A 21,683-nucleotide genomic window follows, 5' to 3' on the forward strand; every position below is an offset into this window, starting at 1 on the left:
GCTACCCTGAACGTCGTGCCTTCTCCTGCCGTTGACCCTGCCGCCACCCGACGCGTCTCCCTGCTGACCCTGGGCTGCGCCCGCAACGAGGTCGACTCGGAGGAGCTGGCGGGCCGGCTGGCGGCCGGCGGCTGGGAGCTGGCGGCCGATCCCGAGGACTCCGACGTCGTGGTGGTCAACACCTGCGGCTTCGTCGAGTCGGCCAAGAAGGACTCGGTCGACACGCTGCTCGCGGCGTCCGACACCGGCAAGAAGGTCGTCGCGGTCGGCTGCATGGCCGAGCGCTACGGCCACGAGCTCGCCGACAGCCTCCCCGAGGCCGACGCCGTCTTGGGCTTCGACCACTACGCGGAGCTCTCTGACCGGCTCGACGACGTCGTCGCGGGCCGCAAGGTCGCCTCGCACACCCCCGGCGACCGGCGCAAGCTGCTGCCGATCAGCCCGGTCCAGCGGCCCGCCGCCGCGGAGAACGTCGAGGTCCCGGGCCACGCGCAGCACGGCTGGGGCCCGCGGGTGCTGCGCACGCGCCTCGACGACGCGCCGGTGGCGGCGCTGAAGATCGCGTCCGGCTGCGACCGGCGCTGCTCGTTCTGCGCGATCCCGTCGTTCCGCGGCTCGTTCGTCTCCCGGCAGCCCGACGAGGTCGTCGCCGAAGCGATGTGGCTGGCCGAGCACGGCGTCAAGGAGCTGTTCCTGGTCAGCGAGAACTCGACGTCCTACGGCAAGGACTTCGGCCGCGACGGCGCCACCGCGCTGGAGCGGCTGCTGCCGCGGCTGGCGGAGATCGACGGCATCGAGCGCGTCCGCGTCTCCTACCTGCAGCCGGCCGAGACGCGCCCGCAGCTGGTCAAGGCCATCGCGACCACGCCGGGCGTCGCCGAGTACTTCGACCTGTCCTTCCAGCACTCCAGCGAGCAGGTGCTGCGCCGGATGCGCCGGTTCGGCTCGACGGACTCGTTCCTGGCGCTGTGCGAGCAGATCCGCGAATACGCGCCGGAGGCGGGCATCCGCACCAACGTCATCGTCGGCTTCCCCGGCGAGACCGAGCACGACCTCAGCGAGCTGGAACGGTTCCTGACGGGCGCGCGCCTCGACGCGGTCGGCGTCTTCGGCTACTCCGACGAGGACGGCACCGAGGCCGAGACCTTCGACGGCAAGCTCGACGCCGAAGAGGTGGCCAAGCGCGTCACGCGGATCTCCGCGCTGGTCGAGGAGCTGACCGCGCAGCGCGCCGAAGACCGGATCGGCACCTTCGTCGACGTGCTGGTCGAGCTGGACGACGACGGCGAGGTCACCGGCCGCGCCGCGCACCAGGCCCCGGAGGTCGACGGCGAGTGCGTCATCCTCGACGCGCCCGAGAAGACCCAGGTGGGTGATTTCCTCCGCTGCGAGGTCGTGGACTCGGCGGGCGTGGACCTGATCGTCCGCGCGGTACCGGACGCCGACCGGTGAGTGCGCTCCCCAGCGACGCCGCCGACGAGGGCACGGCCCACGACGGCCCCGCCCAGGTGCCGGTCGCCACGCCGGTCCCGACGCTCAACATCGCCAACCTGCTGACGCTGTCCCGGCTGGTCCTGGTCCCGCTGTTCGTCGTCGCGCTGTTCACCGGCGACGGCCACGACACCACCTGGCGCGCGATCGCCACCGGCCTGTTCGCCGTCGCCTCCTTCACCGACCAGCTCGACGGCTGGGTGGCCCGCAAGTACGGCCTGATCACCGACTTCGGCAAGATCGCCGACCCGATCGCGGACAAGGCGCTGACCGGCGCCGCGCTGGTGGGCTTGAGCATTCTGGGCGAGCTGGGCTGGTGGGTCACGATCGTCATCGCCGTCCGCGAGATCGGCGTCACGCTGCTGCGCTTCTGGGTGATCCGGCACGGCGTGATCCCGGCCAGCCGCGGCGGCAAGGCCAAGACGATGGCGCAGATCGCCGCGATCGTGGCGTACCTGCTGCCGCTGCCCGCGGGCGCGGACCCGGTCCGGTGGGCGCTGATGGGCCTGGCCCTGGTGCTGACCGTGGTGACCGGCGTCGACTACCTGGTCCGGGCCGTGCGGCTGCGCGCGGCCGGGCGCCGGGTCACCGGGAGCTGAGCGTGGACGAGAAGGCCCTGGTCGCGGCCCTGACCGCGCGGGGCGAGACCGTGGCCGCCGCCGAGTCGCTGACCGCCGGGCTCGTCTGCGCGACGCTCGCGACGGTGCCGGGCGCGAGCGCGGTCCTGCGCGGCGGGCTGGTCGTCTACGCCACCGAGCTGAAGAGCGCGCTGGCCGGCGTCGACGCGGAGCTGCTGGCCGAGCACGGCGCCGTCCACCCCGAGGTCGCCGCGCAGCTCGCCGAGGGCGCGCGCGACCGGTGCGGGGCGACCTGGGGCCTGGGCCTCACCGGCGTGGCGGGGCCGTCTCCCCAGGACGGCGTGGAACCAGGCACCGTGCACGTCGGGCTCGCCGGGCCGGGAACACGTACAGTCCGTACGCTGGCGTTGAGCGGTGATCGGGACTTGATCAGGACCCGATCGGTCCAGGCCGCGTTTGCCCTGCTCGGGGAACATCTGACGTGAAACGGGCGTTCGCCCTTGGCGTACGGGCACACCAACTCCTGCGCCCGGGGCGCCGCTCTGGGTAACGTAGGGGGTACTTGTACGGAAGGGAGGCGCGTGATGACCGTGCTGTTGCGTGAGGCGATCGGTGATCGGCTCCGTCATGCCCGCACCAACCAGCGTCGTACGCTGCGCGACATCTCCCGCGCCGCCAGGGTCAGCCTCGGCTACCTCTCTGAGGTGGAGCGGGGCCAGAAGGAGGCGTCGAGCGAGCTGCTCGCGTCGATTTGCCAGGCCCTGGACCTTCCGCTCGGCGAGCTGCTGCACAAGGTGGCGGCGGACGTTTCGGCCCTCGACAACGTCGAGGTCGCACCGGTCGACGAGCGGATCGTGGAAGGCGCGCCCCGGGAGAAGCGGGGCGCCGAGGCCTCGGCGGCCGGCATCGAAGGCGGTCGCCTGATGTCCGAGCTGATCGGCAACGACCTCGCCGACCTGCGGGTTTCCCCGGCGCCGAGGATGAACACGACGTTGCGGACGACGATCGGGCAGCCGAAGCTGGCCTCGACCATCGCCGCATAATCACAGGTCGGACACGACGACGGCCCCGGGCAACCCGCCCGGGGCCGTTCGCGTTGCCTACTCGGGGTGATCAGGGCGATCCCTGAATTCCGCCGGGTCGCCTGGAACGGACGTGGCCGACCTGACACGATGGAACCCAACGCCGGGGTCGGAGCGTTGCAGATGCAGGGGAGTGACGCCCCACCCCGAGTACCTAGGCCCGTGGGACGCAAGAAGGCAGGCGGAGGAGATGGCCAACCCGTTCGTGAAGTTCTGGAAGTACATGATGGCGGCGTTCTCGTCGAAGATCGACGAGCACGCCGACCCGAAGGTACAGATCCAGCAGGCCATCGAGGAGGCGCAGCGCAACCACCAGGCGCTGACGCAGCAGGCCGCCTCCGTGATCGGCAACCAGCGCCAGCTGGAGATGAAGCTCAACCGGCAACTCGGCGACGTCGAGAAGCTGCAGGCCTCGACCCGGCAGGCGCTCGTCCTCGCGGACGAGGCCCGCTCGAAGGGTGACGAGCAGAAGGCCGTCGAGTTCGAGAACGCCGCGGAGAGCTTCGCCACGCAGCTCGTCACGGCCGAGCAGAACATCGAGGACCTGAAGACGCTGCACGACCAGTCGCTGCAGGCCGCGGCCCAGGCGAAGCAGGCCGTCGAGCGCAACTCGCAGATGCTGCAGCAGAAGCTGGCCGAGCGCACCAAGCTGCTCTCGCAGCTGGAGCAGGCGAAGATGCAGGAGCAGGTCTCCGCTTCGCTGAACCAGATGAGCCAGCTGGCCGCGCCGGGCAACACGCCGTCGCTGGAAGAGGTCCGCGACAAGATCGAGAAGCGCTACACCACGGCTCTCGGCCAGGCGGAGCTCGCCCAGAACTCGGTCCAGGGCCGCATGATGGAGGTCCAGGCCTCCACCACGCAGCTGGCCGGCCACTCGCGGCTCGAGCAGATCCGCTCGTCGATGCGCGGCGAGTCGGTCGCCCAGGTGACCGACGGCGGCAAGACGGCGGCCCAGAAGCCGGCCAGCAGCTCGGCCGACATCCAGCGCGAGATCCAGGCGCGCGTGCAGGCCGAGCAGGGCAAGAACCCGGCCTGACGCGGGTAGCCGTTTCGAAGGGGGCGAGCATGGGGCAGCAGGGCAGACGACGCGACTTCGGCGAGTTCAGCGCGAAGCTGGAGAAGCACATCGAAAAGCTGCCCGACTACGCCGTGCGCGCCCAGGAGAAGCTCCAGAAGGTGCAGAAGTACTTCCCGCCGGCCGACCAGGCCGGCGGGAAGCCCGCACCCCAGCGGCCCCGGCCGAACCCGCTGCAGCGGCCGCCGGTCCGCCGGCCCGACGTGTCGGCGACGTTCTCGACGATGGCGAACCAGGTGCCGGCGTTCGCCGAGGCCCGCGCCAAGTGGGACCGCTGGAACCACCCGGCCGCGAAGCTCGAACGCCGCAAGCGCCGGACGTCCCGCGCGATGACGTTGTGGATCATGCTGACGATCCTGTGCGGCGTCCTCACCGTGGCGGCCGGGATGGGCTGGATGAGCGCCACCGGCGCCCCGATGATGCCGCAGGCGATCACGGCGTTCGCCGGCGCCGTCGTGTTCGGGACGTTCGGCGTCCGAAGCGGACTCAAGCTCCGCGAACTCAAGAACACCCCGCTGCCGTCCGCCCCGGCCGGTCCGCCGCCGCTGCCGCCCGCCGGCTCCGCCGCGCGCGAGCCGATGGAACGGCTGGCGGAGTGCGAAGCGTCCCTGGGCGAGCTGCTGCGCCAGCTCTCGGTACCGTCCTCGGTGGGCACGACACCGGTGTCCGAAGTGTCCGTCGCGGACGCCCGCCAGACGGCGACCGAAGCGGCGGCCGCCTTGCGCGGCCTCGCCGGCCGCATCCAGGCGATCGAACGCGGCCGCAACTCCGCGCCGGCCCGCGAGCAGGCGGCGCTGGACGCGGCGGTCGGCAAGCTCCGCGAACAGCTGGACGACGGCCTGGAGGGTTACCGCGGGCTGGTCGCCGCGGCCGGCCACACGGTCGCCGCTTCGAGCGATGGGCTTGTCACGTCCAAACAGGCTCTCACCGACGCCACTGACCGTCTCGCGGGCCTCGCGATGGCGTTGCGCGAGCTTTCCTGACGCCAAACCGGCCCCGATCACGCGAATCCGGCCTTCGTTGCGCCGCTTGAGGTTCCAAACTCGGCCGTTCGGGTGCCCCCAACCGGGCGAACCGGACCTTGGTCACCCGGCGTGCGTGATCGTGCGTTTCACCCCGGCGTCGCGCCCTGTTCACCTCCCGGCTCCGAAACCCGCGCGTAATCGGAAACTGATGGCGACGGAAACGTAAGCCACCTAACGTTTCTGTCATGCAGTTAGAGGTGTCACTCGCCGGGAGGCCCGCCGTGGACTGAGGTTCGCCGGCGCCGACCGTACACAGTGGACTTTCTCGACCGCCGAGGAAAGGACGCCCCGTGAACACGCTCCCGCCGGATCCGGACCCCGTCCCCGCCACCCCGCCCACCGCCTCCCACCGCGTCATCGCGGCCTTCGAACGCATCACCGAAGCCGACCGTCCCGACCTCTGGTCCACCCTCCGCGCGGTCGAGGACGTCCTCGTCGACGCGAAGGCCGTCGACGAGCGCGTCAAGGCGGGGGAGGACCTGCCGCTCGCGGGCACCGTCTTCGCCGTGCCGGAGCTGATCGACGTCGCCGGGCAGCCGTCCGGCCGCTCGGTCCCCGAAACCAGCGCCACGATCGTCTCCCGGCTCACCGCGGCCGGCGCCGTCGTGCTCGGCAAGACCGGCGCCGGAACCGTGGCCTCGGCCTGGGAACCCACCAAGGCCGGCGGCCGCGGGGCGGCGGTCGCCGTCGCGCTCGGGATCGTCGACCTCGCCCTGAGCACGGCGGGCGCGGTCCCGGCCGCGCTGAACGCCGTCGTCGCGCTCAAGCCGACCCGCGGCCTGCTGCCGATGACCGGCGTCCGCTCGGCCGACGCCGTCTCGGTGTACGCGACCGGGCTGATCGCCGCCCGCCGCGCGCTCGCCCTGATGACGGGCCCGGACGGCGTCTCCCCGACGCGCACCTGGCCCGCCGACGTCCGCCTCGGCGCCGGCGAGCACCCGCGCATCGCCTACCCGAAGAACCTGCCGTTGAGCGCCGCCGCGGCGATGGCGTTCGACGCCGTCGTGAAGCGGCTGACGGCGGCCGGCGCCGTCCTGACCCCGATCGTCCTCGGCGAGCACGACTTCGGAGACGCGCTCCTGCTGCCCACCGTGCCGGACCACCCGGACCTGGTCGAAGCCCTGGCCGACCCGGCCGGCGTGCGGCACCGCCTGGCCGCCTGCACGGCGTTCGCGAACCTCCTCGACCTGGCGACGGTCACCGTCCCGGTGCTGCCGGGGGACAAGCGCCCCTTCGGCGTCACGTTCCTGACGCGGGCGTTCGAGGACCAGATCGGCCTGGACCTCGCGACCGTCTGCACGGACGAGCCCATGACGCCCTACCCGGAGCCGGGCGAGGACGTCGTCGTGTTCGGCGCGCACCTGCGCGGCCAGCCGCTCAACGCCGACCTCACCGCGCTCGGCGCCCGGTTCACTGGACCGGTCCGGACCACCGAGGGCTACCGGATGGTGCTCCTGGACACCGAACCCCCGCAGCCGGGCGTCCTCGAAGGCGCCACCACCCTCGACGGCGAACGCTGGCGCCTGTCCCCGGCCGCGTTCGAGCGGTTCGCGGCCACGCTGAAAGAGCCCTTCGTGCTCGACCGCGTCCTGCTGGACGACGGCACCGCGCCCCTGGCCGTCCGGTGCCTGACGGCCGAAGGACCTGGTCTGGACCGCTACGAGTCCTGGCGCGGGTACGTCCGGTTCACCTCGACGGCCGGGCTGCGAGGCCCCGGCTGACCCGGCGCACCAGGCCCGGGCCGTGCAGCGCGAACCCGGTGTAGAGCTGCACGAGCGACGCCCCCGCGTCCACCAGCCGGACGGCGTCGTCCGGGCCGGTGATCCCGCCGACGCCGATGATCGGCAGGCTCCCGCCGGTGTGGTCGTGCACGAACCGCACGACCTGCGCCGCGCGGGCGGTCAGCGGCCGGCCGGACAGGCCTCCCCCCTGCCCGGCCAGGCTGCTCTCCGACGGCGCGATGCCGTCGCGCGACAGCGTGGTGTTGGTGGCGATGATCCCGGCGACGCCGTGCTCGAGCGCGACCTCCAGGAGCTCGGCGAGGGCGTCGTCGGTCAGGTCCGGCGCGACCTTGACGAGCACCGGCGTCGGGGTGCGCCCGCCGGCGAGTTCGACGGACGTCGTGCGCAGCTCGCCGAGCAGCTCGGCGAGCGCGGCGCGGTCCTGCAGCTGTCGCAGCCCCGGCGTGTTGGGCGAGCTGACGTTGATCGCGAAGTAGTCGGCGTACGAGTGCAGCGCACGCAGGGAGAAGCGGTAGTCCTCGACGGCCTCGTCGAGGGGCGTGACCTTCGACTTCCCGATGCTGACCCCGAGCGGCACGCCGGGTTTCCCGCCGCGCGCGAGCTTGGCGGCGAGCGCTTCGGCGCCGTCGTTGTTGAAGCCCATCCGGTTGATGATCGCGTCGCTGGCGGGGAGGGTGAACAGCCGCGGCTTCGGGTTGCCCGGCTGCGCCAGCCGCGTCACGGTGCCGACTTCGACGAACCCGAACCCGAGCGCGGCCCACGCGGGCAGCGCGCGCCCGTTCTTGTCCATCCCGGCGGCCAGGCCGACGCGGTTGGGGAACCGCAGGCCGAGGACGTCGACCGGGTCGTCGACGCGGAAGGCGCCGCGGGGCGCGACCTTCCCGAGCCGGGCCAGGACGCCGATCGTGCGCTCGTGCACCAGCTCGGGGTCGTGGTAGGACAGCCGGTACAGCGCCGGGCGGACGATCTTGTCGAAGAGCACGCCCCCATGCTGCCAAACCGCCGGCAGTCCGCTACCCGAGCGTCGCTTTCACGTGAAAGCGACCACTAGTCACGGTCTTTCCACTCGTCTTCGAGCATCGCGTAGATCAGCTCGTCCGTCCACTCGCCCTTGACGATCTCGTTCTCCTTCAGGTGCGCTTCGCGGCGCATCCCGAGGCGTTCCATCAACGCGGCGGAGGCTTCGTTGCGGCCGTCGCACCGGCCGATGATGCGGTGCAGCCCCAGGTCCTCGAAGCCGAGCCGCAGCAGCTCGGTCGTCGCCTCGGCGGCCAGGCCCTTGCCGTGGTGGTCCGGGTGGAAGACGAACCCGATCTCGCCCTGCCGGTGCTCGCTGCTGAGCCACTCGAGGTTCAGGTCGCCGATCAGCTGCCCGGTCGAAGCCAGCTCGACCGCGACGGCCAGGAACTGCCCTTCCTTCGTCAACGTCGAGCTGTGCACCCGTTTCGCGAGCGCGGCGGCCGATTCGGCGCGGCTGCGCGGACCCCAGTAGAGGTAGCGGGCGACGTCGGCACGGGACTGGAAGGAGTTCAGCGCGTCGAGGTCGTCGGGCGTGAACGGGCGCAGGAGCAGCCGATCCGTGGTGATCGGGTAGTCGGGCCTGAGCATGCGTCCAGGCTAGCGAGCTTCAGCCGTCCGGGGGACAGAACGAGACAACGCAGTCGACAAACCGGCCGGTCGGATCGGCGGGCGGTCGTTCCCCGACGACCGGCGGGCTGACCTGCACAAATGAGCGCATGAAGGAACCCCCGGGGTGTCTCTCGAACGCCGTCAAACGGTCGAGCCCGAGCCGGACTGGTGCTCGGAAACCCCGGGGGCACGGTGACTGCCTGGTATTCGCTATCAGGCATCACGTGGAGCAGGCGATGAGCCGAAGGTGGCTCAGCTGTAACGCTGCTCAAAGTCCTCCACGTGCCATCCGCTAGCGGACAGCCACCTCACAAGTCCTGTTGGAATACAACTTAGGACCACCTCCTCTCTTGTGTACTTCCACGCTAGGCGAAGATCCCGGTGTCCGGCAACGTCATTTCTGTGATCTCGGTCCGCAGGAGGGCTTTCCGCCGGTCGTCGAGGAAGGACGCGTCGACGGCGTTCTCCGCCGGCCGCACCAGTTCGTGCGCCGTCAGCCCCAGCGTCTCGGCGACGCTGTGCAGCCCGGCTTCCCTGGCCCGGGTGAAGTACAGCTCGAACCGCGCGCGTCCGACGCCGGGTTCGGGGCCGCCAAGCCGAAGGACACCAGGCCTTCGGGACGTTCGCGCAGCGCGAACACGAGCGTTTCCCGCCCGGCCCGGTGACGGGAAGCGGGTGCGACTCAGGGAGCGAGGTCGCCGGGTTCGGTGTCGGCCCCGTGGAGCGGGAGCTTGAACGTCGTCACCGGGCCGGCTTACTGCGGCGGATAGGGCCCGTGCTGGTCCTTCGGGCAGAACCACGTCGGCCGGCGCCGGACGTCGTGGCCCTGCGTGCGCACCAGGAGCTTGCCGCCGCAGCGGAAGCAGCCCTGGCGGGTGCGCTCGTAGACCCAGTTCTTGCGGTTGCGGTCGAGGTGGCCGGTGGTGCTCTGGTCGAAGCGGCCGGAGCGGGCGTTGGCCAGCAGCAGCTTCCTGGCGAGCGCGACCGTGCGGCCGGCGTCCACTTCGGACACCGGCGTCCACGGCGTGACGCCCAGCAGGAAAGCGATTTCGCACTTGTAGAGGTTCCCGACGCCGGCCATCACCCGCTGGTCGAGCAGCGCGAGCCCGAGTTCGCGTTCCGGCTTGGCGGTGAAGTTCGCGATCGCGAGGTCCGCGTGCGCTTCGGTCCACTGTGGATCGAGCAGGTCCGGGCCGAGGTGGCCGACCAGGTCGGTTTCCTTCGACGTGGCCACGAGTTTGAGGTCGTGCACGCGGAAGCCGATCACCTGGGTGTCGGCCGCGGTGAAGATCACGCGGGCGTGGTGCCCGGGGCGGCGCCACTTCGCGCCGGCCGGGTAGACGTCCCACATGCCGTCCATCATCAGGTGCGAGTGCAGCGTCAGGTCGCCGGAGAAGCGGGTGAACAGGTGCTTGCCGACCGTCCCGACGCCGAGCACCTCGCGCCCGGCGAGGTCCACAGTGGCCAGTTGCGGCACGCGGAACTCGCCTCGCAGCAGCGTCTTGCCCGCCAGTGCCCGGTCGAAGCGCTTTCCGACGAGGTAGACGGTGTCACCTTCGGGCACGGCTCACCCCGCGGATTCGGACACCTCGGCCGGGGCCTCGGGCGTCTCGGGCGCGGGGCCCTCGGGCCAGTCCGGGCCTTCGGGCTCCTCGCCGGCGATGCGGTGCCGGCCGGCCCGGTTGGAGCGCAGGATCTTCGCCAGCACCATGTTGAACGTCAGCGCGATCTCCTGCGCGCCCGGCGAGTGCCACTCGTGGATCGGGCTGCACGCGCCCTGGGCCTGCTGCACGGCCAGCCGGTCGGTGATCGCCGTCGGCATCACCAGGGAACCGAAGTTCTCGCGCAGCTCGGCGATCCGGAACTGGTGCTCGTAGGACCGCACGCGCAGCTTGTTGACCAGGACGCCGATCGGGCGCAGGTCCGGGTTGAGCTCCTTGCGGATCTTCTCGATCGCTTCGAGGGCCCGGTGCGCGCCGGCGACGGCGTACATCGTCGGCTCGGTGACGATCAACGCGCTGTCCGCGCCGACCAGCGCGGACTTCGTGAGACGGCCCAGCGACGGCGGGCAGTCCAGGATCACCAGCTCGTACGGCGTTTCGCGCAGCGGCTCGCGGTGCAGCTCGTCGAGCGCGCGGGAGAAGTTCGCGAGGCGCTCGGGGTCGGCGTCGGGGTCGTTGAGCATTTCCAGCTCTTCGGCGCCGACGAGGACGTCGACGTCCTCGCTCCAGACGCTCGGCGCGATCGCGCGTTCGAGCATCGCCCGGGTGGGGTTTTCCAGCACGTCGGCGAGGGTCGCGTCGGTGTACGGCGGGTCGAGCGAGGTCGTGGCGTTGCCCTGCGGGTCGAGGTCCACGACCAGCGTCCGGGTGCCCCTACGCAGGGCGGCGGACGCGATACCGAGGGCGACCGTCGTCTTGCCGACGCCTCCCTTGAGGCTGAGTACGGCGACCGTGTGCACGTTCACCAGCCTACGGGTGTGCGCGCGGGGCGCCGCCGGGCTAGGGGCGTTCACTCGAAGGGAGGAGCCCGGGAGGCGGGCGGGAGCGGGCACTACCCTGTGCGGCATGAAGACGGAGACCGTGGCCGCCCGGGGTTCGGGCGCCGTCCGCCGGGTGCTCGAGGCCGAGATCGAGGCCGCCCGCGCCCGGGGCGCCGAGCACCCCCGCGTCGTCGACGTGGGCGGCGGCAGCGGCGGCTGGGCGGTGCCGTTCGCGGCGGCGGGCTGCCGGGTGACCGTCGTCGAGCCGAGCCCGAACGCCCTCGCGACGCTGCAGCGGCGCGCCGAGGAGGAGGGCGTCTCCGAACTGATCACGGTCGTCGCGGACGACTCCGACGCGCTGGGCCGGCACGTCGAGGCCGGCTCGGCCGACCTGGTGCTGGCGCACGGGCTGCTGGAGATCGTCGACGACCCGGCCGCGGTGCTCACCGCGCTGGCCACGGCGGTCGCCCCGGGCGGCGCGGTGTCGGTGCTGGTCGCGAACCGGCACGCGGCGGTCCTGCACCGCGCGCTGGCGGGCCGGGTGGCGGAGGCGCGGCAGCTGCTGGAGAGCGCTGACGGCGTCGCCGCGGGCGACACGGTGCTGCGCCGCTACTCGGCGGCCGGCCTGCGTGCCGACCTGGAGACGGCCGGCCTGGACGTCACGCTGCTGCAGGGCGACCGGGTGATCTCCGACCTGGTGCCCGGCGACGTCCGCGAGGACGAGCTGGCGGAGTTCGAACGGGCGGCCGCGGGCTCACCGGCGCTGCGGGACATCGCGGGCCGGCTGCACGCCGTCGCGCGGCTCGCCTGACTCCTCCGGCGGGTTTCGGCCGTCTCGCTCGCGGGTGGTCCGAAACTGTCGGTGGTGCCCGGTAGCGTCCCGGGGTGTGGGGCGAAATGCTGAACTGCCGGGCGGGATGGCCCGGTTCCGGGTGCGGCCGGGCGAGCCGGCGCCGGACGACACCGGGTGCGGGATGCTGCACGTCGACATGGACGCGTTCTTCGTGTCGGTGGAGCTGCGCACCCGGCCCGAGCTGGCGGACCAGCCGGTGGTGGTGTCCGGCGGCGGGCCGAGAGCGGTCGTGGCGGCGGCCAACTACCCGGCGCGCAAGTTCGGCGTGCGCTCGGCGATGCCGTTCTCGACGGCGAAGCGGCTGTGCCCGCACCTGGTCAACATCCCGCCGACGGGCGGGCTCTACAGCGAGGTCTCCCGTGGGGTGATGGGGATCTTCCGCGAGCTGACCCCGCTGGTCGAGCCGTTGAGCCTGGACGAGGCGTTCCTGGACGTCAGCGGCGCGTTGCGGCGCTTGGGGGCGACACCGGCGTCGCTGGGCGCGGAGGTCCGTTCCCGGGTGGCGGCCGAGCACGGGATCACGTGCTCGGTCGGGGTGGCGAAGGTGAAGTTCGTCGCGAAGCTGGCGTCGGGGATGGCGAAGCCGGACGGCATGGTGGTGGTGCCGGCGGCGGAGACCCTGGCGTTCCTGCACCCGCTGCCGGTGTCGGCCCTGTGGGGCGTGGGCGCGCGCACGGAGGAGAGCCTGCGCAGGCTGGGGCTGGACACGATCGCGGACGTGGCGGCGTTTCCCCCGGACCGGCTGAAGAAGTCCCTGGGGGTGGCGGCCGGTGAGCACCTGTACCGGCTCGCCCACGGAGTCGACGAGCGCGCGGTGGTGGTCGATTCCCCGGAGAAGTCGATCGGCGCGGAGCACACGTTCGACGTGGACCGCCACGACCGAGGGGCGTTGGGTCTGGAGCTGCTACGGCTGTCGGAGCGGGTTGGCGCGACCTTGCGGGCGCGCGGGATCCGCGGGCGGACGGTGTCGATCAAGGTGCGGTTCGCGGACTTCAGGACGATCACGAGGGCCCGCACGCTGGTGTCGGCGACGGACGTGGCGCGCGAGATCCACGCGGTGGCGGTGGCGTTGCTCACGGAGCACGCGCCGACGGGTGCGGTGCGGTTGATCGGGGTGCGCGTGGAGGGGTTGGACACCGGGGAGGCGGGGGAGCAGCTGGTGTTCGAGTCCCCGGCGCCGCGGTGGAGGGATGCCGAGGTGGCCGCGGATGTGGCGCGGTCGAAGTTCGGGTCCGCGGCGGTGCGGCCGGCTTCGTTGCTGGCGCCGCGGGAGGGGTGAGGCTGCCGGGCCGGTTCGCGGGTGGGGGGCAGAGGGTGGGCGGGGCGAGCCGGTGGTCTGCGCCGCAGCCGTTCCGCGCTGCCGGATCTCCTTTTCCGGCCCTCAAGTCCGCGTCCCACCGCACCTCACACCGATCCCACCTCAACCCGCGCACAGCGCGTGATCTCCCACCCCGTCGGCCATCCCCCACATCGCCGTCGACCGCGTCAACCGGTCACAATCAGCGACGGTGACCGTCCGCAACCCCGATCCGGAAGGATTTAGCCCAATTCGATCCCTTCTGGATGCGGGATCGGGTAGTCGTCCGGGCGCGGGCCTCGTATCCTGGACAGTGCCACCCCGCCTGGGGTTGGCTGTTGGGTCCAGGACGTTGCGCGGCCCGGCGCCCGCGACAGCTGTGCCGGAGGAGGAAAGATGCCACTCTCCGAGCATGAGCAGCGGCTGCTCGATCAAATCGAGCGCGAGCTCTATGCCGAGGACCCCAAGTTCGCATCCACGGTGCGTGGCACCCGGTTGCGTCGCCCCGCTCGCCGACGGCGTATCCAGGGCATCGCCCTGTTCGTAGTGGGCGTGGCCCTGCTGGTGCTGGGCGTGGTGGTGCCGCAGTTCCGGGTGGCCGACATCCCGCTGATCAGCGTGCTCGGGTTCCTCGTGATGTTCTTCGGGGTCATGTTGGCCGTCACATCGATTCGGCACGGCGCCGAAACGGACGGCAAGGGCGGTGGATCGGGATCTCGCGGGGCCAAGCAGTCGGGCCGCCGGAGCTCGTTCACCCAGCGGATGGAAGAGCGCTTCCGCCAGCGCTTCGAGGAGCAGTAGCGCCGCAAGACCAAAAGATCCGCGTCCCGGTGTGGGACGCGGATCTTTTTGTGTGCTCAAGTGGCCGGCCCCGCCCGCGGTGACAACGGGTGACCCCCGGCCGGGTGACGTCAGTCGCGGCCGCGGAACAGGGACTTCGGGAACAGCCGGCCCTTCCAGGACAGCGGGGCGTTCCGGTGCAGGCTTCGCCGGAAGTGGTCGAACGCCGAGGGCAGCGTCGGGTCCGCCTGGCCGTCCTCGCCGTACCAGGACTTCTCGACCACGCCGATGACCGTGCGGAGACCGTCGCGGCCTTCGTCGTCCAGGTGGTGCTTCGCCGCCAGCTTCTGGCCCGCCACGCGGACCGTGTCGCTCGGCGGGATCGGCAGCCCGCGGTCGGCGCACTCGGCCCGCAGCTCGGACCACGCCGCGTCCGCCGCGCCCGGGCGCTGCGCGACGATCTCCTGCAACCGACGCCTCCGTCCGACGTCGCGCGCCGCCGACGGGCCCAGCAGACCCGCCAGCAGCAGCACCACGATCAGGCTGAACCACCAGGCCACCAGCCACGTCAGCACGCCCAGCACCGCCACCCACAACGCGGCGGCGATCAGCGGCAGCCAGTTCTTGAGCACCGCACCCAGCCCGGACGCCGCGGGCTCGCGGTCCGGTCGTCTGCGCCGCCCGCCGACGACCACCAGGACCGTCGCCACCAGCGCGAGCGCGACCAGCACGCCGACGAGCACCCACACCGCGGCGGGCGTGCCCTCGTCGGTCGTCTGCTGGTCCTGCGCCTGCGGGTTCTGCTCGGTGTCGCGAGGTGCGCCGGTCGGCGCCGCGCTCGACTGGACCGTGCTCGGCGCCACCTGCGTGTCGTCGGGCTGGTTGCCGTCCTGCGTCCCGGCCTGCAGGTACGACGGGGTGATGCCGCGGCCGTCGGACAGCGGGGTCGGGTCGAACGTCACCCAGCCCTTGTCGCCGAAGTACGCCTCGACCCACGCGTGCGCGTCCTGCGTCGTGATCGACAGGTAGTCGTTGACCTGCACGCCCGGCGTGAACCCGATGGCCACCCGCGACGGGATGCCCGCCACCCGCAGCATCACGGCCATCGCCGACGCGAACTGCTCGCAGAAGCCGCGCTTGCCGTTGAGGATGAAGTCGGCGAGCGCGTCGGCGTCGTTGGCCGGCGCGGTCTTCGTGTCGTAGACGAACCCGTTCTGCGCCGTGAAGTACCGCCAGATCGCCGACGCGCGGTCGAAGTCGTTGGACTCGCCGGCGATGAGCTGCTGGGTCTTCGCGCGGACGCGGTCGTCGACGCGGTCGATCTGCGTGTAGCGCGGCGGCAGGTCGTCCACGCGCGGCGTCACGCGCAGCTCCTGGGCCGTCGGCTCCTTCAGCGACGCGTATTCGGTGTACGCGGGCGGAGCTTCGCTGCGGGTGGTGAAGACCGTGCCGCTGACCTGGTCGTAGAGGTAGCCGTTGGCGGCGCCGTCGATGACGCGCGGCGCGCCGTACACCGGCAGCCAGTTGTCGCGCCAGCTGGCCGGCTCGACGTCGATGCGGCGGGCGGCGCCGGTGCCGTCGTCGCCCGGTGCGGGCGGCAGCTGCGGCCCGACCGGGACGCCCTGCTGCGAGCGGCCTTCGTCGTGCAGGCCCCAGCCCTTGTTGGGGTAGTAGGTGTCCAGCGTCATCGCGCGCAGCAGCCGCCGGTCGGTGCCGAGGCCGCGGACCTTGAACAGCTCGCGGTTGGCGCCCTGGTCGAGCATGCCGCGCAGCTCGGTGAACGGCTGGATGCCGAAGCCGCCGGAGCCGGCGCCGGGACCGTCGCCGCCGTTGCCGAACGGGATCCGCCCGACCGTGCCGACCCACGTGATCGCGCCGCCGAACAGGCCGAGCACGATCGCCGCGGCCACGACCGCGACGGGCGCGGACAGCACGCTCGGCTTGCCGCTGCGCCCCGGCGCTTCCCGGGTCCGCCAGCGGCGGTGCCGGTGGTTGCCGTCGACCGCCAGCAGGCCGGCGAACGCGGCCCCGCCGAGCAGGAACGTCCACCACGGCAGCATTTCCTCGGACAGCGCGGCCGGCACGGCGTAGACGCAGAGCAGGACGAGCCCGGTGGCGGCGGGCGCCGCGGCGGCGACGGTCAGCGTGTCGACCAGGACCGCGACCAGGCCGATCAGGATCGTGATGAGGCAGAGGATCGGCTGGCTGCCCTCGACGGGTGGCAGGCCGACGCGGATCTGTTCGGCGGCGGCCGTGAGCGTGGTGCCGATCTCGCCGAACGCTTCCGGGCCGGGGATGACCTGCAGGATGCCGTGCGTCGTGAAGGCGCCGGTGATGAGGAAGAGCAGGACGACCAGCTGCCCAAGTCCGACGAGCACCGTGGGGACCTGCAGTGACCGCAGCGCGAGCCCGGTGGCGGCGATCAGCAGGACGGCGACGAAGAGGTAGCCGAACCAGGCGAGCCCGGAGACGACGCTGGTGACTGAGGTGGCGGCGCAGAGGGTGGCGATCCCGGCGGCGGCGGGCGCGAGCAGGCTGCCGCGCCAGGCGGAGAGGGGGTGCTGGGAAGACGGCCGCTTGGGCGCGTTGGACGAGGAACCGGACGGGCGGGGCGGGGCGGCCGTGCTCATCGCGAACCACCCGTCTGCGAGGAGGAAGCTGTCGGACCGGCGTTCATCGCGGACCGCCGATCAACGTTCCGCGGCGGGCGCCGCTGCGGCACAGCTCCGCCCACACCTGCGGCATCGGCGACCCCGGCCCGGCGATCACCACGCCCCAGCCGGCCGCGCGCAGCAGCGCCGCCGAGTCCTCCGTCGCCGCGGCTCGTTGCTCCGGGGCGGTCACCCCCGCCGACCACGTCGGCGTGTCCAGCAGCACCGCCAGGCTCCGGATCCCGCGCGGGCGGAACTGCGCCAGCTCGTGGACCGCCTCCGTGCTCACCGTGCCGAGCACCGCGATCAGCTCCTGGCCCTCGCCCGGGTCGCCGGCCAGCGTGATGTCGCGCTGGTGGGCCGGCTGCAGCGCCGCCAGCGCGTCGAGCACCACGTTGTCGTAGTGGTCGCCGCCCTCGCCCGGGGTGTCCGCGAGCGTCGCGCCGTGCTCGCTCACCAGCCGGACGCGGTGCCCGGAGCGGCGCAGGTGCACCGCCGCCGACGCCGCGAACGACACCGCCCACTCCAGGCTGGCGGCCGGGCCGCTGCCGTGGTGGGCGGCCGCGCGGTGGTCGAGCAGCACCGTCGTGCCGCCGCGCCACGGCCGTTCCTCGACGCGGACCATGATCTCGTCGCGGCGGGCCGTCGACCGCCAATGCACTTTCCGCAGGTCGTCGCCCTGGCGGTACTGGCGGACGATCACGTCGGCCTCGCCCTGCCCGGCGTGCAGCCGGACCGTTCCGTCGTCGCCGACGCCGATTCCGGCACCGCTCGGCAGGCCCCACAGCGGGACCACCCGGGGCACGACGACCAGCCGCGAGTGCCCGATCAGCTCGCGTTCGAACTCGCACAGCCCGAACGGGTCGGTGATGGTCGCGCGCAGCGGCCCGACCTGCTGGATCCCGCGCAGCACCGGCTGCAGCGGGTAGCGCAGCGCGACGCGCCGGTCGTGGGGGAGCCGTTCGACGACGAACCGAGGCCGCGAGCCCAGCGCGTACGGCACGCCGTCCTCGAGCAGGATCTCGCCGGCCGGCAGCCGGCCGCTGCGCCACAGCTCCAGCTGCACCTCGCCGGCGCCGCCGACCGCGACGCGCTGGGGGTGCAGCGCGCGGGTGGCGCCGATGCGCAGCCGCGTCGCCGAGATGAACACGGCGACCAGCAGCGGCAGCGCCACCACGAAGACGGCGACCCGCAGCAGGTCGCGTTCGTTCAGCACGAACGAGCACACCGCGGCCGCCAGCCCCGCGGCCAGCAGGCAGCGGCCGCGGGTGGTCAGGCCGGACAGGGCACGCAGCACGTCGTCCTTTTCCCTTCGCCGGTGCGTCTACTGGGGGCGGGAGCCCTGCGGCACCGGCACCCGGTGCAGCACCGCCCGCACGACGTCGGTCGCCGACCGGCGCGCCGCGTGGGCCTCGGTGGTCAGCACCAGGCGGTGCGCGAGCACCGGCACCGCGACCGTGTGCAGGTCGTCCGGCACGACGTAGTCGCGCCCGGACAGCGCCGCCTGCGCCCGCGCCGCGCGGACCAGGTGCAGCGTCGCGCGCGGGGACGCGCCGAGCCGGATCTCCGGCACCTGGCGGGTGGCCGCGACGACGTCGACGGCGTAGCGGCGGACCTCCGGCGCGATGTGCACGCCGCGGACCGTCTCGATCAGCCGGTGCACGGTCTCGCCGTCGGACACCGGCTGCAGGTCGTCCAGGGGGTTGTGGCCGGCGTGCTCGTCGACCATGGCCAGCTCGGCCTGCTGGTCGGGGTAGCCGATGGAGACCCGCGCGGTGAACCGGTCGCGCTGGGCTTCGGGCAGCGCGTACGTGCCTTCCATCTCGATCGGGTTCTGGGTGGCGATCACCATGAACGGCTCTTCGAGGTGGTAGGTCGAGGTGTCGACGGTGACCTGGTGCTCTTCCATGCACTCCAGCAGCGCCGACTGCGTCTTCGGCGAAGCGCGGTTGATCTCGTCGCCCACCACGATGTTCGCGAACACCGGGCCGGGGCGGAACTCGAACCCGCCGCTCTGCCGGTTGTAGATGGAGACGCCGGTGACGTCGCTCGGCAGCAGGTCCGGCGTGAACTGGATGCGGCTGACCGTGCAGTCGATCGACCGGGCGAGCGCCTTCGCCAGCGACGTCTTCCCGACGCCGGGCACGTCCTCGACCAGGAGGTGGCCCTCGGCGAGCAGCGTGACCAGCGCGATCCGGATGACGTCGGGCTTGCCGACCAGGACCCGCTCGACGTTGGCGGCGATCCGCCGCGCGGTCTCGTGCAGTTCGTCCAGCGACACTCTAGCGGGGCGGCCGTGGGCCCGGCCGTTGCCCGTGGACTCCGCCGGGTAAGGCGGCCGTCCGGCTGCCTGCTCGCCCGATCCGGGCGTCGCAGACTGGATTCTCGACGTCACTCGACCTCCTGGTGGCGCATGGCCGCGCGCACTGTGCGCACCGCCGGGCCGAACGGCCCCCATCGCTGCTGTCCGCGCGCAGCGACCAGCCTTCCATCCAGTGTGTCAAACCCGGGCGAACCTGGGGGCGGAACCCCGCGAAGCCCCGGGGAGCACGCCCGGCACGACGGTTGATGACACTGCGCAAGCAGGGACGATACCCCGAACGGGTGTGTTGTCACCCGATTCTGGGCGCTCCCGCTGACACCCCGCTCTGTTCTATGCTCCGATACGAGTTCGCCCGGCTACGGAGAGGCGTGACCGCTGATGAGCGACGTGCGTACGCAGCCCCCGTTCGACCTGCGCGGCTTCGCGGTCGCGCCCGAGCTGGCCACGGACGCCTACACGAAGCTCGGCCAGCTGCAGGACGTCGTCGGCGAGATGGTGCGCGAGGCCAAGGTGCTCGGCCGGACCGTGCCGCTCGGCGGCGGGTACGCGGGGGAGGTCGGCAAGTTCATGGCCGAGTACGGCATCGGCGGGACCGGCTCGGCCGTCCAGCAGCTGACGGCGTTCGGCAAGGAGCTCGACACGCTGAAGCACCGGATCGGCCAGGCGCTGGCGAAGTACCAGCACGCCGACGAGCAGGCGGCGGACGGGGTGGACTGCACGGGTGGCTGACCGGGTGCACGAGGAACGTGAAGCCGGCCGGGTTCCGGCGCCGAGGCGAGTCCGGTGGCTCGCGCCTGCCCTGCTCCTGCCGCTCGCCGCGTGCGGGCAGCAAGCCGGCCAACCGGCCACCGCCGGGCACACGTCGGCGCAGGCCACCGCCACGGCCGCGCCCCCGCCCGTCGCGTGGACCGGGCTCGCCGCGATGGACCCGTGCACGCTGCTTTCCCCGCAGGACCGCTCGGCCGCCGGGATCAGCGTCCTCGGCAAGCCGAAGGACATCGCCGGCGCCCGCGCGTGCGACTGGAGCGTGCCCGGCACGTTCGGCGTCACCGTGACCCTCAGCGACACCGACGGCCTGGCCGACCTCGAGGTCGCGAAGAAGACGGCCACGAAGACCAAGGTCGGTGCCCACCCGGCGCTGCAGGTGGCGGACAAGAAGGCCGCCGACGGCACCTGCGCGGTGCTGCTCGGTGTCGGTGACGCGGCCAGCGTCCAGATCGACGTCAGCAACACCGGCTTCTCGGACACCCCGCTCGCGTGCCGCCGCGCGGGCACGGTGGCCGGGCTGGTCGAACCGAAGCTGCCCTGAGAGAGGTGCGCCGTGCCCGAGCCCCCCGATCCGACCGCGCGGTACGAGTCCTACACCCACGAGGCCATGGCGGCCGAGGTGGAGCGGGACAACGACCCGGTCGCCGCGGGCGAGGCGGGCGCGCGCTGGGACGGGCTGGCGAAACGGCTGCACGAGTCGACGGCCGACCTCGCCGCGCTGGTCTCGTCGTCGGAAGAGAACTGGCGCGGCCAGGCCGGTGACGCGGCTCGAGCGGCGCTGGGCCGGGCCGCGCAGTGGCTCTCGCACTCGGCCGCCGTCTCGGCGTCGGTGGGCAGCGCGGTCGGCGCGCAGGCGGACGCGGCCGCGCGAGCCCGCGCCGACATGCCACCGCCGGTGCCGTACGACCCGGCGTCGATGATCCGGGACGCGGCGTCGTCCGGAAACCTGTTGGTGCTGGCCGGGCTGGCCGACGAGATGGCGGCCCGCCGGGCCGAGGCGGAAGCGGCGCGTCAGAAGGCGATCGACGTCATGCGGACACGCGACGCGGCGTTGCGCGGCCACGTGCCGGCCGCGGACTTCGAGCCGCCGCCGACCCTGGGGCCGGCTTGATCCGCGTTTCGGCGTCGGCGTTCGACATCCTCTGGACCGACCTCGGCCACGACCGCCCGCCGGAGCCCCTGACGGTGCGCAGCGTCGGCGGCACGGAGCAGGAGCGCGCCGAGGTGCGGAAGGCGGTGTACGAGAACCTCGCGGGCCGCGGGCTGTACGACGGGTCTGCTGTCGAGCCGGCGTTGGCGGCGCGGCTGGAGGTACTCGCGGGCGCCGAGGTGTACGTGGCGTGCGAAGCGCTGGCGGACATGACGGCGTCCTCGCCGTTCCGCGCGGTGACGGCGGTCCGCGGCCGCCGGGGCGTGCTGGCGACCCAGCCGGAGCAGACGATCGCGCTGGAGGCGATCGCCCCGGGCGAGCTGTGCACGGCGATCGTGGACGTGTTGCCGGAGTTGACGGCCGGACCGGGCTACGGGATCAACCTGTCGGCTTCGGCCCTCGCGGATCCTTCGGGGGCTTCCGCGGCTTCCGCAGCTTCCGCGGCTTCGGTTCAGGTTCAGGAGGTGCTGGCGATCCAGGCTCGGCCGGTTTACGCGGCGGGGCAGTTCAGTGTTTCCCGGCGGGGGGCTTCGGGGCGGGTCTCGCGGGTCGGGGGGTTGACGTGGTTCGACACGGACGTTGGGGCTTACTGCGCTACGAAGACTGCTGGGCGGGGTGGGCAGGAGTGGGTGAACGTGAGTCCCGTCGACAGCGGGCGGTTGGCTTCGCGCATCGCGGCTTTGGTGACCCCGGAGGACTGACCCCGGCGGACCACCCCGCTCACTGCCGCGACCTTCGACGTCGCGAATGACTCATT

21 protein-coding genes and 1 pseudogene are annotated in these 21,683 nt (G+C 72.6%); 14 read left to right on the plus strand and 8 right to left on the minus strand.

Annotated elements, in window-relative coordinates:
- The first annotated feature begins 15 nt into the window (after positions 1-15).
- The 7 genes from rimO (at position 16) to ACIQWX_RS28070 (ending at position 6,972) form a co-directional block, all read left to right on the plus strand.
- The gene (rimO, locus tag ACIQWX_RS28040) at positions 16-1,452 is read left to right on the plus strand and encodes a 30S ribosomal protein S12 methylthiotransferase RimO (protein ID WP_400877104.1); all 1,437 of its coding nucleotides are present in this window, start codon (positions 16-18) and stop codon (positions 1,450-1,452) included.
- Positions 1,449-2,090, plus strand: a complete 642-nt coding sequence (gene pgsA, locus ACIQWX_RS28045; RefSeq protein ID WP_400877106.1) for a CDP-diacylglycerol--glycerol-3-phosphate 3-phosphatidyltransferase — start codon at positions 1,449-1,451, stop codon at positions 2,088-2,090. Before rimO ends, pgsA begins: the two co-directional genes overlap by 4 nt.
- Positions 2,091-2,092: 2 nt before the next feature.
- The gene (locus ACIQWX_RS28050; protein WP_400877108.1) at positions 2,093-2,554 is read left to right on the plus strand and encodes a CinA family protein; all 462 of its coding nucleotides are present in this window, start codon (positions 2,093-2,095) and stop codon (positions 2,552-2,554) included.
- A 99-nt stretch (positions 2,555-2,653) separates the two neighbouring features.
- A complete protein-coding gene (locus ACIQWX_RS28055) occupies positions 2,654-3,112 on the plus strand; it encodes a helix-turn-helix domain-containing protein (RefSeq protein WP_400877110.1) in 459 nt (152 codons plus the stop codon).
- Positions 3,113-3,341: 229 nt separating this feature from the next.
- On the plus strand, positions 3,342-4,187 hold the full coding sequence (locus ACIQWX_RS28060) for a PspA/IM30 family protein (protein WP_400877112.1): 846 nt from the start codon (positions 3,342-3,344) through the stop codon (positions 4,185-4,187).
- Positions 4,188-4,216: 29 nt separating this feature from the next.
- Entirely contained in the window at positions 4,217-5,209 is a 993-nt protein-coding gene (locus tag ACIQWX_RS28065; protein WP_400877114.1) for a hypothetical protein, read from the plus strand.
- A gap of 332 nt (positions 5,210-5,541) precedes the next feature.
- Positions 5,542-6,972, plus strand: coding sequence for an amidase family protein (locus ACIQWX_RS28070; RefSeq protein WP_400877116.1), 1,431 nt, complete (start codon positions 5,542-5,544; stop codon positions 6,970-6,972).
- Here the strand turns inward: ACIQWX_RS28070 and ACIQWX_RS28075 are convergent.
- The 5 genes and pseudogenes from ACIQWX_RS28075 to ACIQWX_RS28095 form a co-directional block, all read right to left on the minus strand.
- Positions 6,938-7,975, minus strand: a complete 1,038-nt coding sequence (locus tag ACIQWX_RS28075; RefSeq protein WP_400877117.1) for a quinone-dependent dihydroorotate dehydrogenase — start codon at positions 7,973-7,975, stop codon at positions 6,938-6,940. The two genes, ACIQWX_RS28070 and ACIQWX_RS28075, sit on opposite strands and share 35 nt — an antisense overlap.
- 65 nt (positions 7,976-8,040) lie before the next feature.
- On the minus strand, positions 8,041-8,601 hold the full coding sequence (locus ACIQWX_RS28080; protein WP_400877119.1) for a GNAT family N-acetyltransferase: 561 nt from the start codon (positions 8,599-8,601) through the stop codon (positions 8,041-8,043).
- A gap of 518 nt (positions 8,602-9,119) precedes the next feature.
- A pseudogene (locus tag ACIQWX_RS28085) lies at positions 9,120-9,280 on the minus strand (adenosine deaminase); the annotation flags it as partial.
- Between the two features lie 96 nt (positions 9,281-9,376).
- Positions 9,377-10,186 carry a DNA-formamidopyrimidine glycosylase family protein gene (locus ACIQWX_RS28090; RefSeq protein ID WP_400877121.1) on the minus strand — a complete coding sequence of 270 codons (810 nt, stop codon included), beginning with the start codon at positions 10,184-10,186 and terminating at the stop codon, positions 9,377-9,379.
- Between the two features lie 3 nt (positions 10,187-10,189).
- Entirely contained in the window at positions 10,190-11,083 is an 894-nt protein-coding gene (locus ACIQWX_RS28095; RefSeq protein ID WP_400877123.1) for a ParA family protein, read from the minus strand.
- Between the two features lie 106 nt (positions 11,084-11,189).
- On the opposite strand from ACIQWX_RS28095, the gene ACIQWX_RS28100 reads away from it, so the two are divergent.
- The 3 genes from ACIQWX_RS28100 (at position 11,190) to ACIQWX_RS28110 (ending at position 14,055) form a co-directional block, all read left to right on the plus strand.
- Positions 11,190-11,915, plus strand: coding sequence for a methyltransferase domain-containing protein (locus ACIQWX_RS28100; protein ID WP_400877125.1), 726 nt, complete (start codon positions 11,190-11,192; stop codon positions 11,913-11,915).
- 106 nt (positions 11,916-12,021) lie between these two features.
- Complete coding sequence (dinB, locus tag ACIQWX_RS28105; protein ID WP_400877609.1) at positions 12,022-13,236, plus strand: DNA polymerase IV; 1,215 nt, start codon at positions 12,022-12,024, stop codon at positions 13,234-13,236.
- Between the two features lie 414 nt (positions 13,237-13,650).
- The gene (locus ACIQWX_RS28110) at positions 13,651-14,055 is read left to right on the plus strand and encodes a DUF3040 domain-containing protein (RefSeq protein ID WP_400877127.1); all 405 of its coding nucleotides are present in this window, start codon (positions 13,651-13,653) and stop codon (positions 14,053-14,055) included.
- A 110-nt stretch (positions 14,056-14,165) separates the two neighbouring features.
- Here the strand turns inward: ACIQWX_RS28110 and ACIQWX_RS28115 are convergent, their stop codons facing one another.
- From ACIQWX_RS28115 to ACIQWX_RS28125, 3 genes are read right to left on the minus strand one after another with little or no spacing between them, the layout of a single operon-like run.
- Positions 14,166-16,664, minus strand: a complete 2,499-nt coding sequence (locus ACIQWX_RS28115; protein WP_400877129.1) for a transglutaminaseTgpA domain-containing protein — start codon at positions 16,662-16,664, stop codon at positions 14,166-14,168.
- Positions 16,665-16,707: 43 nt separating this feature from the next.
- Positions 16,708-17,982: a DUF58 domain-containing protein gene (locus ACIQWX_RS28120; protein ID WP_400877131.1), complete on the minus strand. Its 1,275-nt coding sequence runs from the start codon at positions 17,980-17,982 to the stop codon at positions 16,708-16,710.
- A gap of 27 nt (positions 17,983-18,009) precedes the next feature.
- On the minus strand, positions 18,010-19,080 hold the full coding sequence (locus tag ACIQWX_RS28125) for an AAA family ATPase (protein ID WP_400877133.1): 1,071 nt from the start codon (positions 19,078-19,080) through the stop codon (positions 18,010-18,012).
- A gap of 306 nt (positions 19,081-19,386) precedes the next feature.
- On the opposite strand from ACIQWX_RS28125, the gene ACIQWX_RS28130 reads away from it, so the two are divergent.
- The 4 genes from ACIQWX_RS28130 to ACIQWX_RS28145 are packed head-to-tail and all read left to right on the plus strand — an operon-like array spanning position 19,387 to position 21,627.
- Complete coding sequence (locus ACIQWX_RS28130; protein ID WP_400877134.1) at positions 19,387-19,737, plus strand: hypothetical protein; 351 nt, start codon at positions 19,387-19,389, stop codon at positions 19,735-19,737.
- Positions 19,730-20,317: a DUF3558 family protein gene (locus tag ACIQWX_RS28135; protein ID WP_400877136.1), complete on the plus strand. Its 588-nt coding sequence runs from the start codon at positions 19,730-19,732 to the stop codon at positions 20,315-20,317. The genes ACIQWX_RS28130 and ACIQWX_RS28135 overlap by 8 nt, the downstream gene beginning before the upstream one ends.
- Positions 20,318-20,329: 12 nt before the next feature.
- Positions 20,330-20,887 (plus strand): PPE domain-containing protein, encoded by a 558-nt coding sequence (locus tag ACIQWX_RS28140; RefSeq protein ID WP_400877138.1) that lies wholly within the window; start codon positions 20,330-20,332, stop codon positions 20,885-20,887.
- The gene (locus ACIQWX_RS28145; protein ID WP_400877139.1) at positions 20,884-21,627 is read left to right on the plus strand and encodes an ESX secretion-associated protein EspG; all 744 of its coding nucleotides are present in this window, start codon (positions 20,884-20,886) and stop codon (positions 21,625-21,627) included. Before ACIQWX_RS28140 ends, ACIQWX_RS28145 begins: the two co-directional genes overlap by 4 nt.
- Positions 21,628-21,683: the final 56 nt, after the last annotated feature.

Source organism: Amycolatopsis sp. NPDC098790 (assembly GCF_044759945.1).
Classification (GTDB): Bacteria; Actinomycetota; Actinomycetes; order Mycobacteriales; family Pseudonocardiaceae; genus Amycolatopsis.

Coding starts and splice junctions, on each gene's coding strand:
- ACIQWX_RS28080 (WP_400877119.1), bottom strand. CDS start 8,601: ATGCTCAGGCCCGACTACCCGATCACCACGGATCGGCTGCTCCTGCGC.
- dinB (WP_400877609.1), top strand. CDS start 12,022: ATGGCCCGGTTCCGGGTGCGGCCGGGCGAGCCGGCGCCGGACGACACC.
- ACIQWX_RS28065 (WP_400877114.1), top strand. CDS start 4,217: ATGGGGCAGCAGGGCAGACGACGCGACTTCGGCGAGTTCAGCGCGAAG.
- ACIQWX_RS28130 (WP_400877134.1), top strand. CDS start 19,387: ATGAGCGACGTGCGTACGCAGCCCCCGTTCGACCTGCGCGGCTTCGCG.
- ACIQWX_RS28055 (WP_400877110.1), top strand. CDS start 2,654: ATGACCGTGCTGTTGCGTGAGGCGATCGGTGATCGGCTCCGTCATGCC.
- ACIQWX_RS28100 (WP_400877125.1), top strand. CDS start 11,190: ATGAAGACGGAGACCGTGGCCGCCCGGGGTTCGGGCGCCGTCCGCCGG.
- ACIQWX_RS28060 (WP_400877112.1), top strand. CDS start 3,342: ATGGCCAACCCGTTCGTGAAGTTCTGGAAGTACATGATGGCGGCGTTC.
- ACIQWX_RS28110 (WP_400877127.1), top strand. CDS start 13,651: ATGCCACTCTCCGAGCATGAGCAGCGGCTGCTCGATCAAATCGAGCGC.
- ACIQWX_RS28115 (WP_400877129.1), bottom strand. CDS start 16,664: ATGAGCACGGCCGCCCCGCCCCGCCCGTCCGGTTCCTCGTCCAACGCG.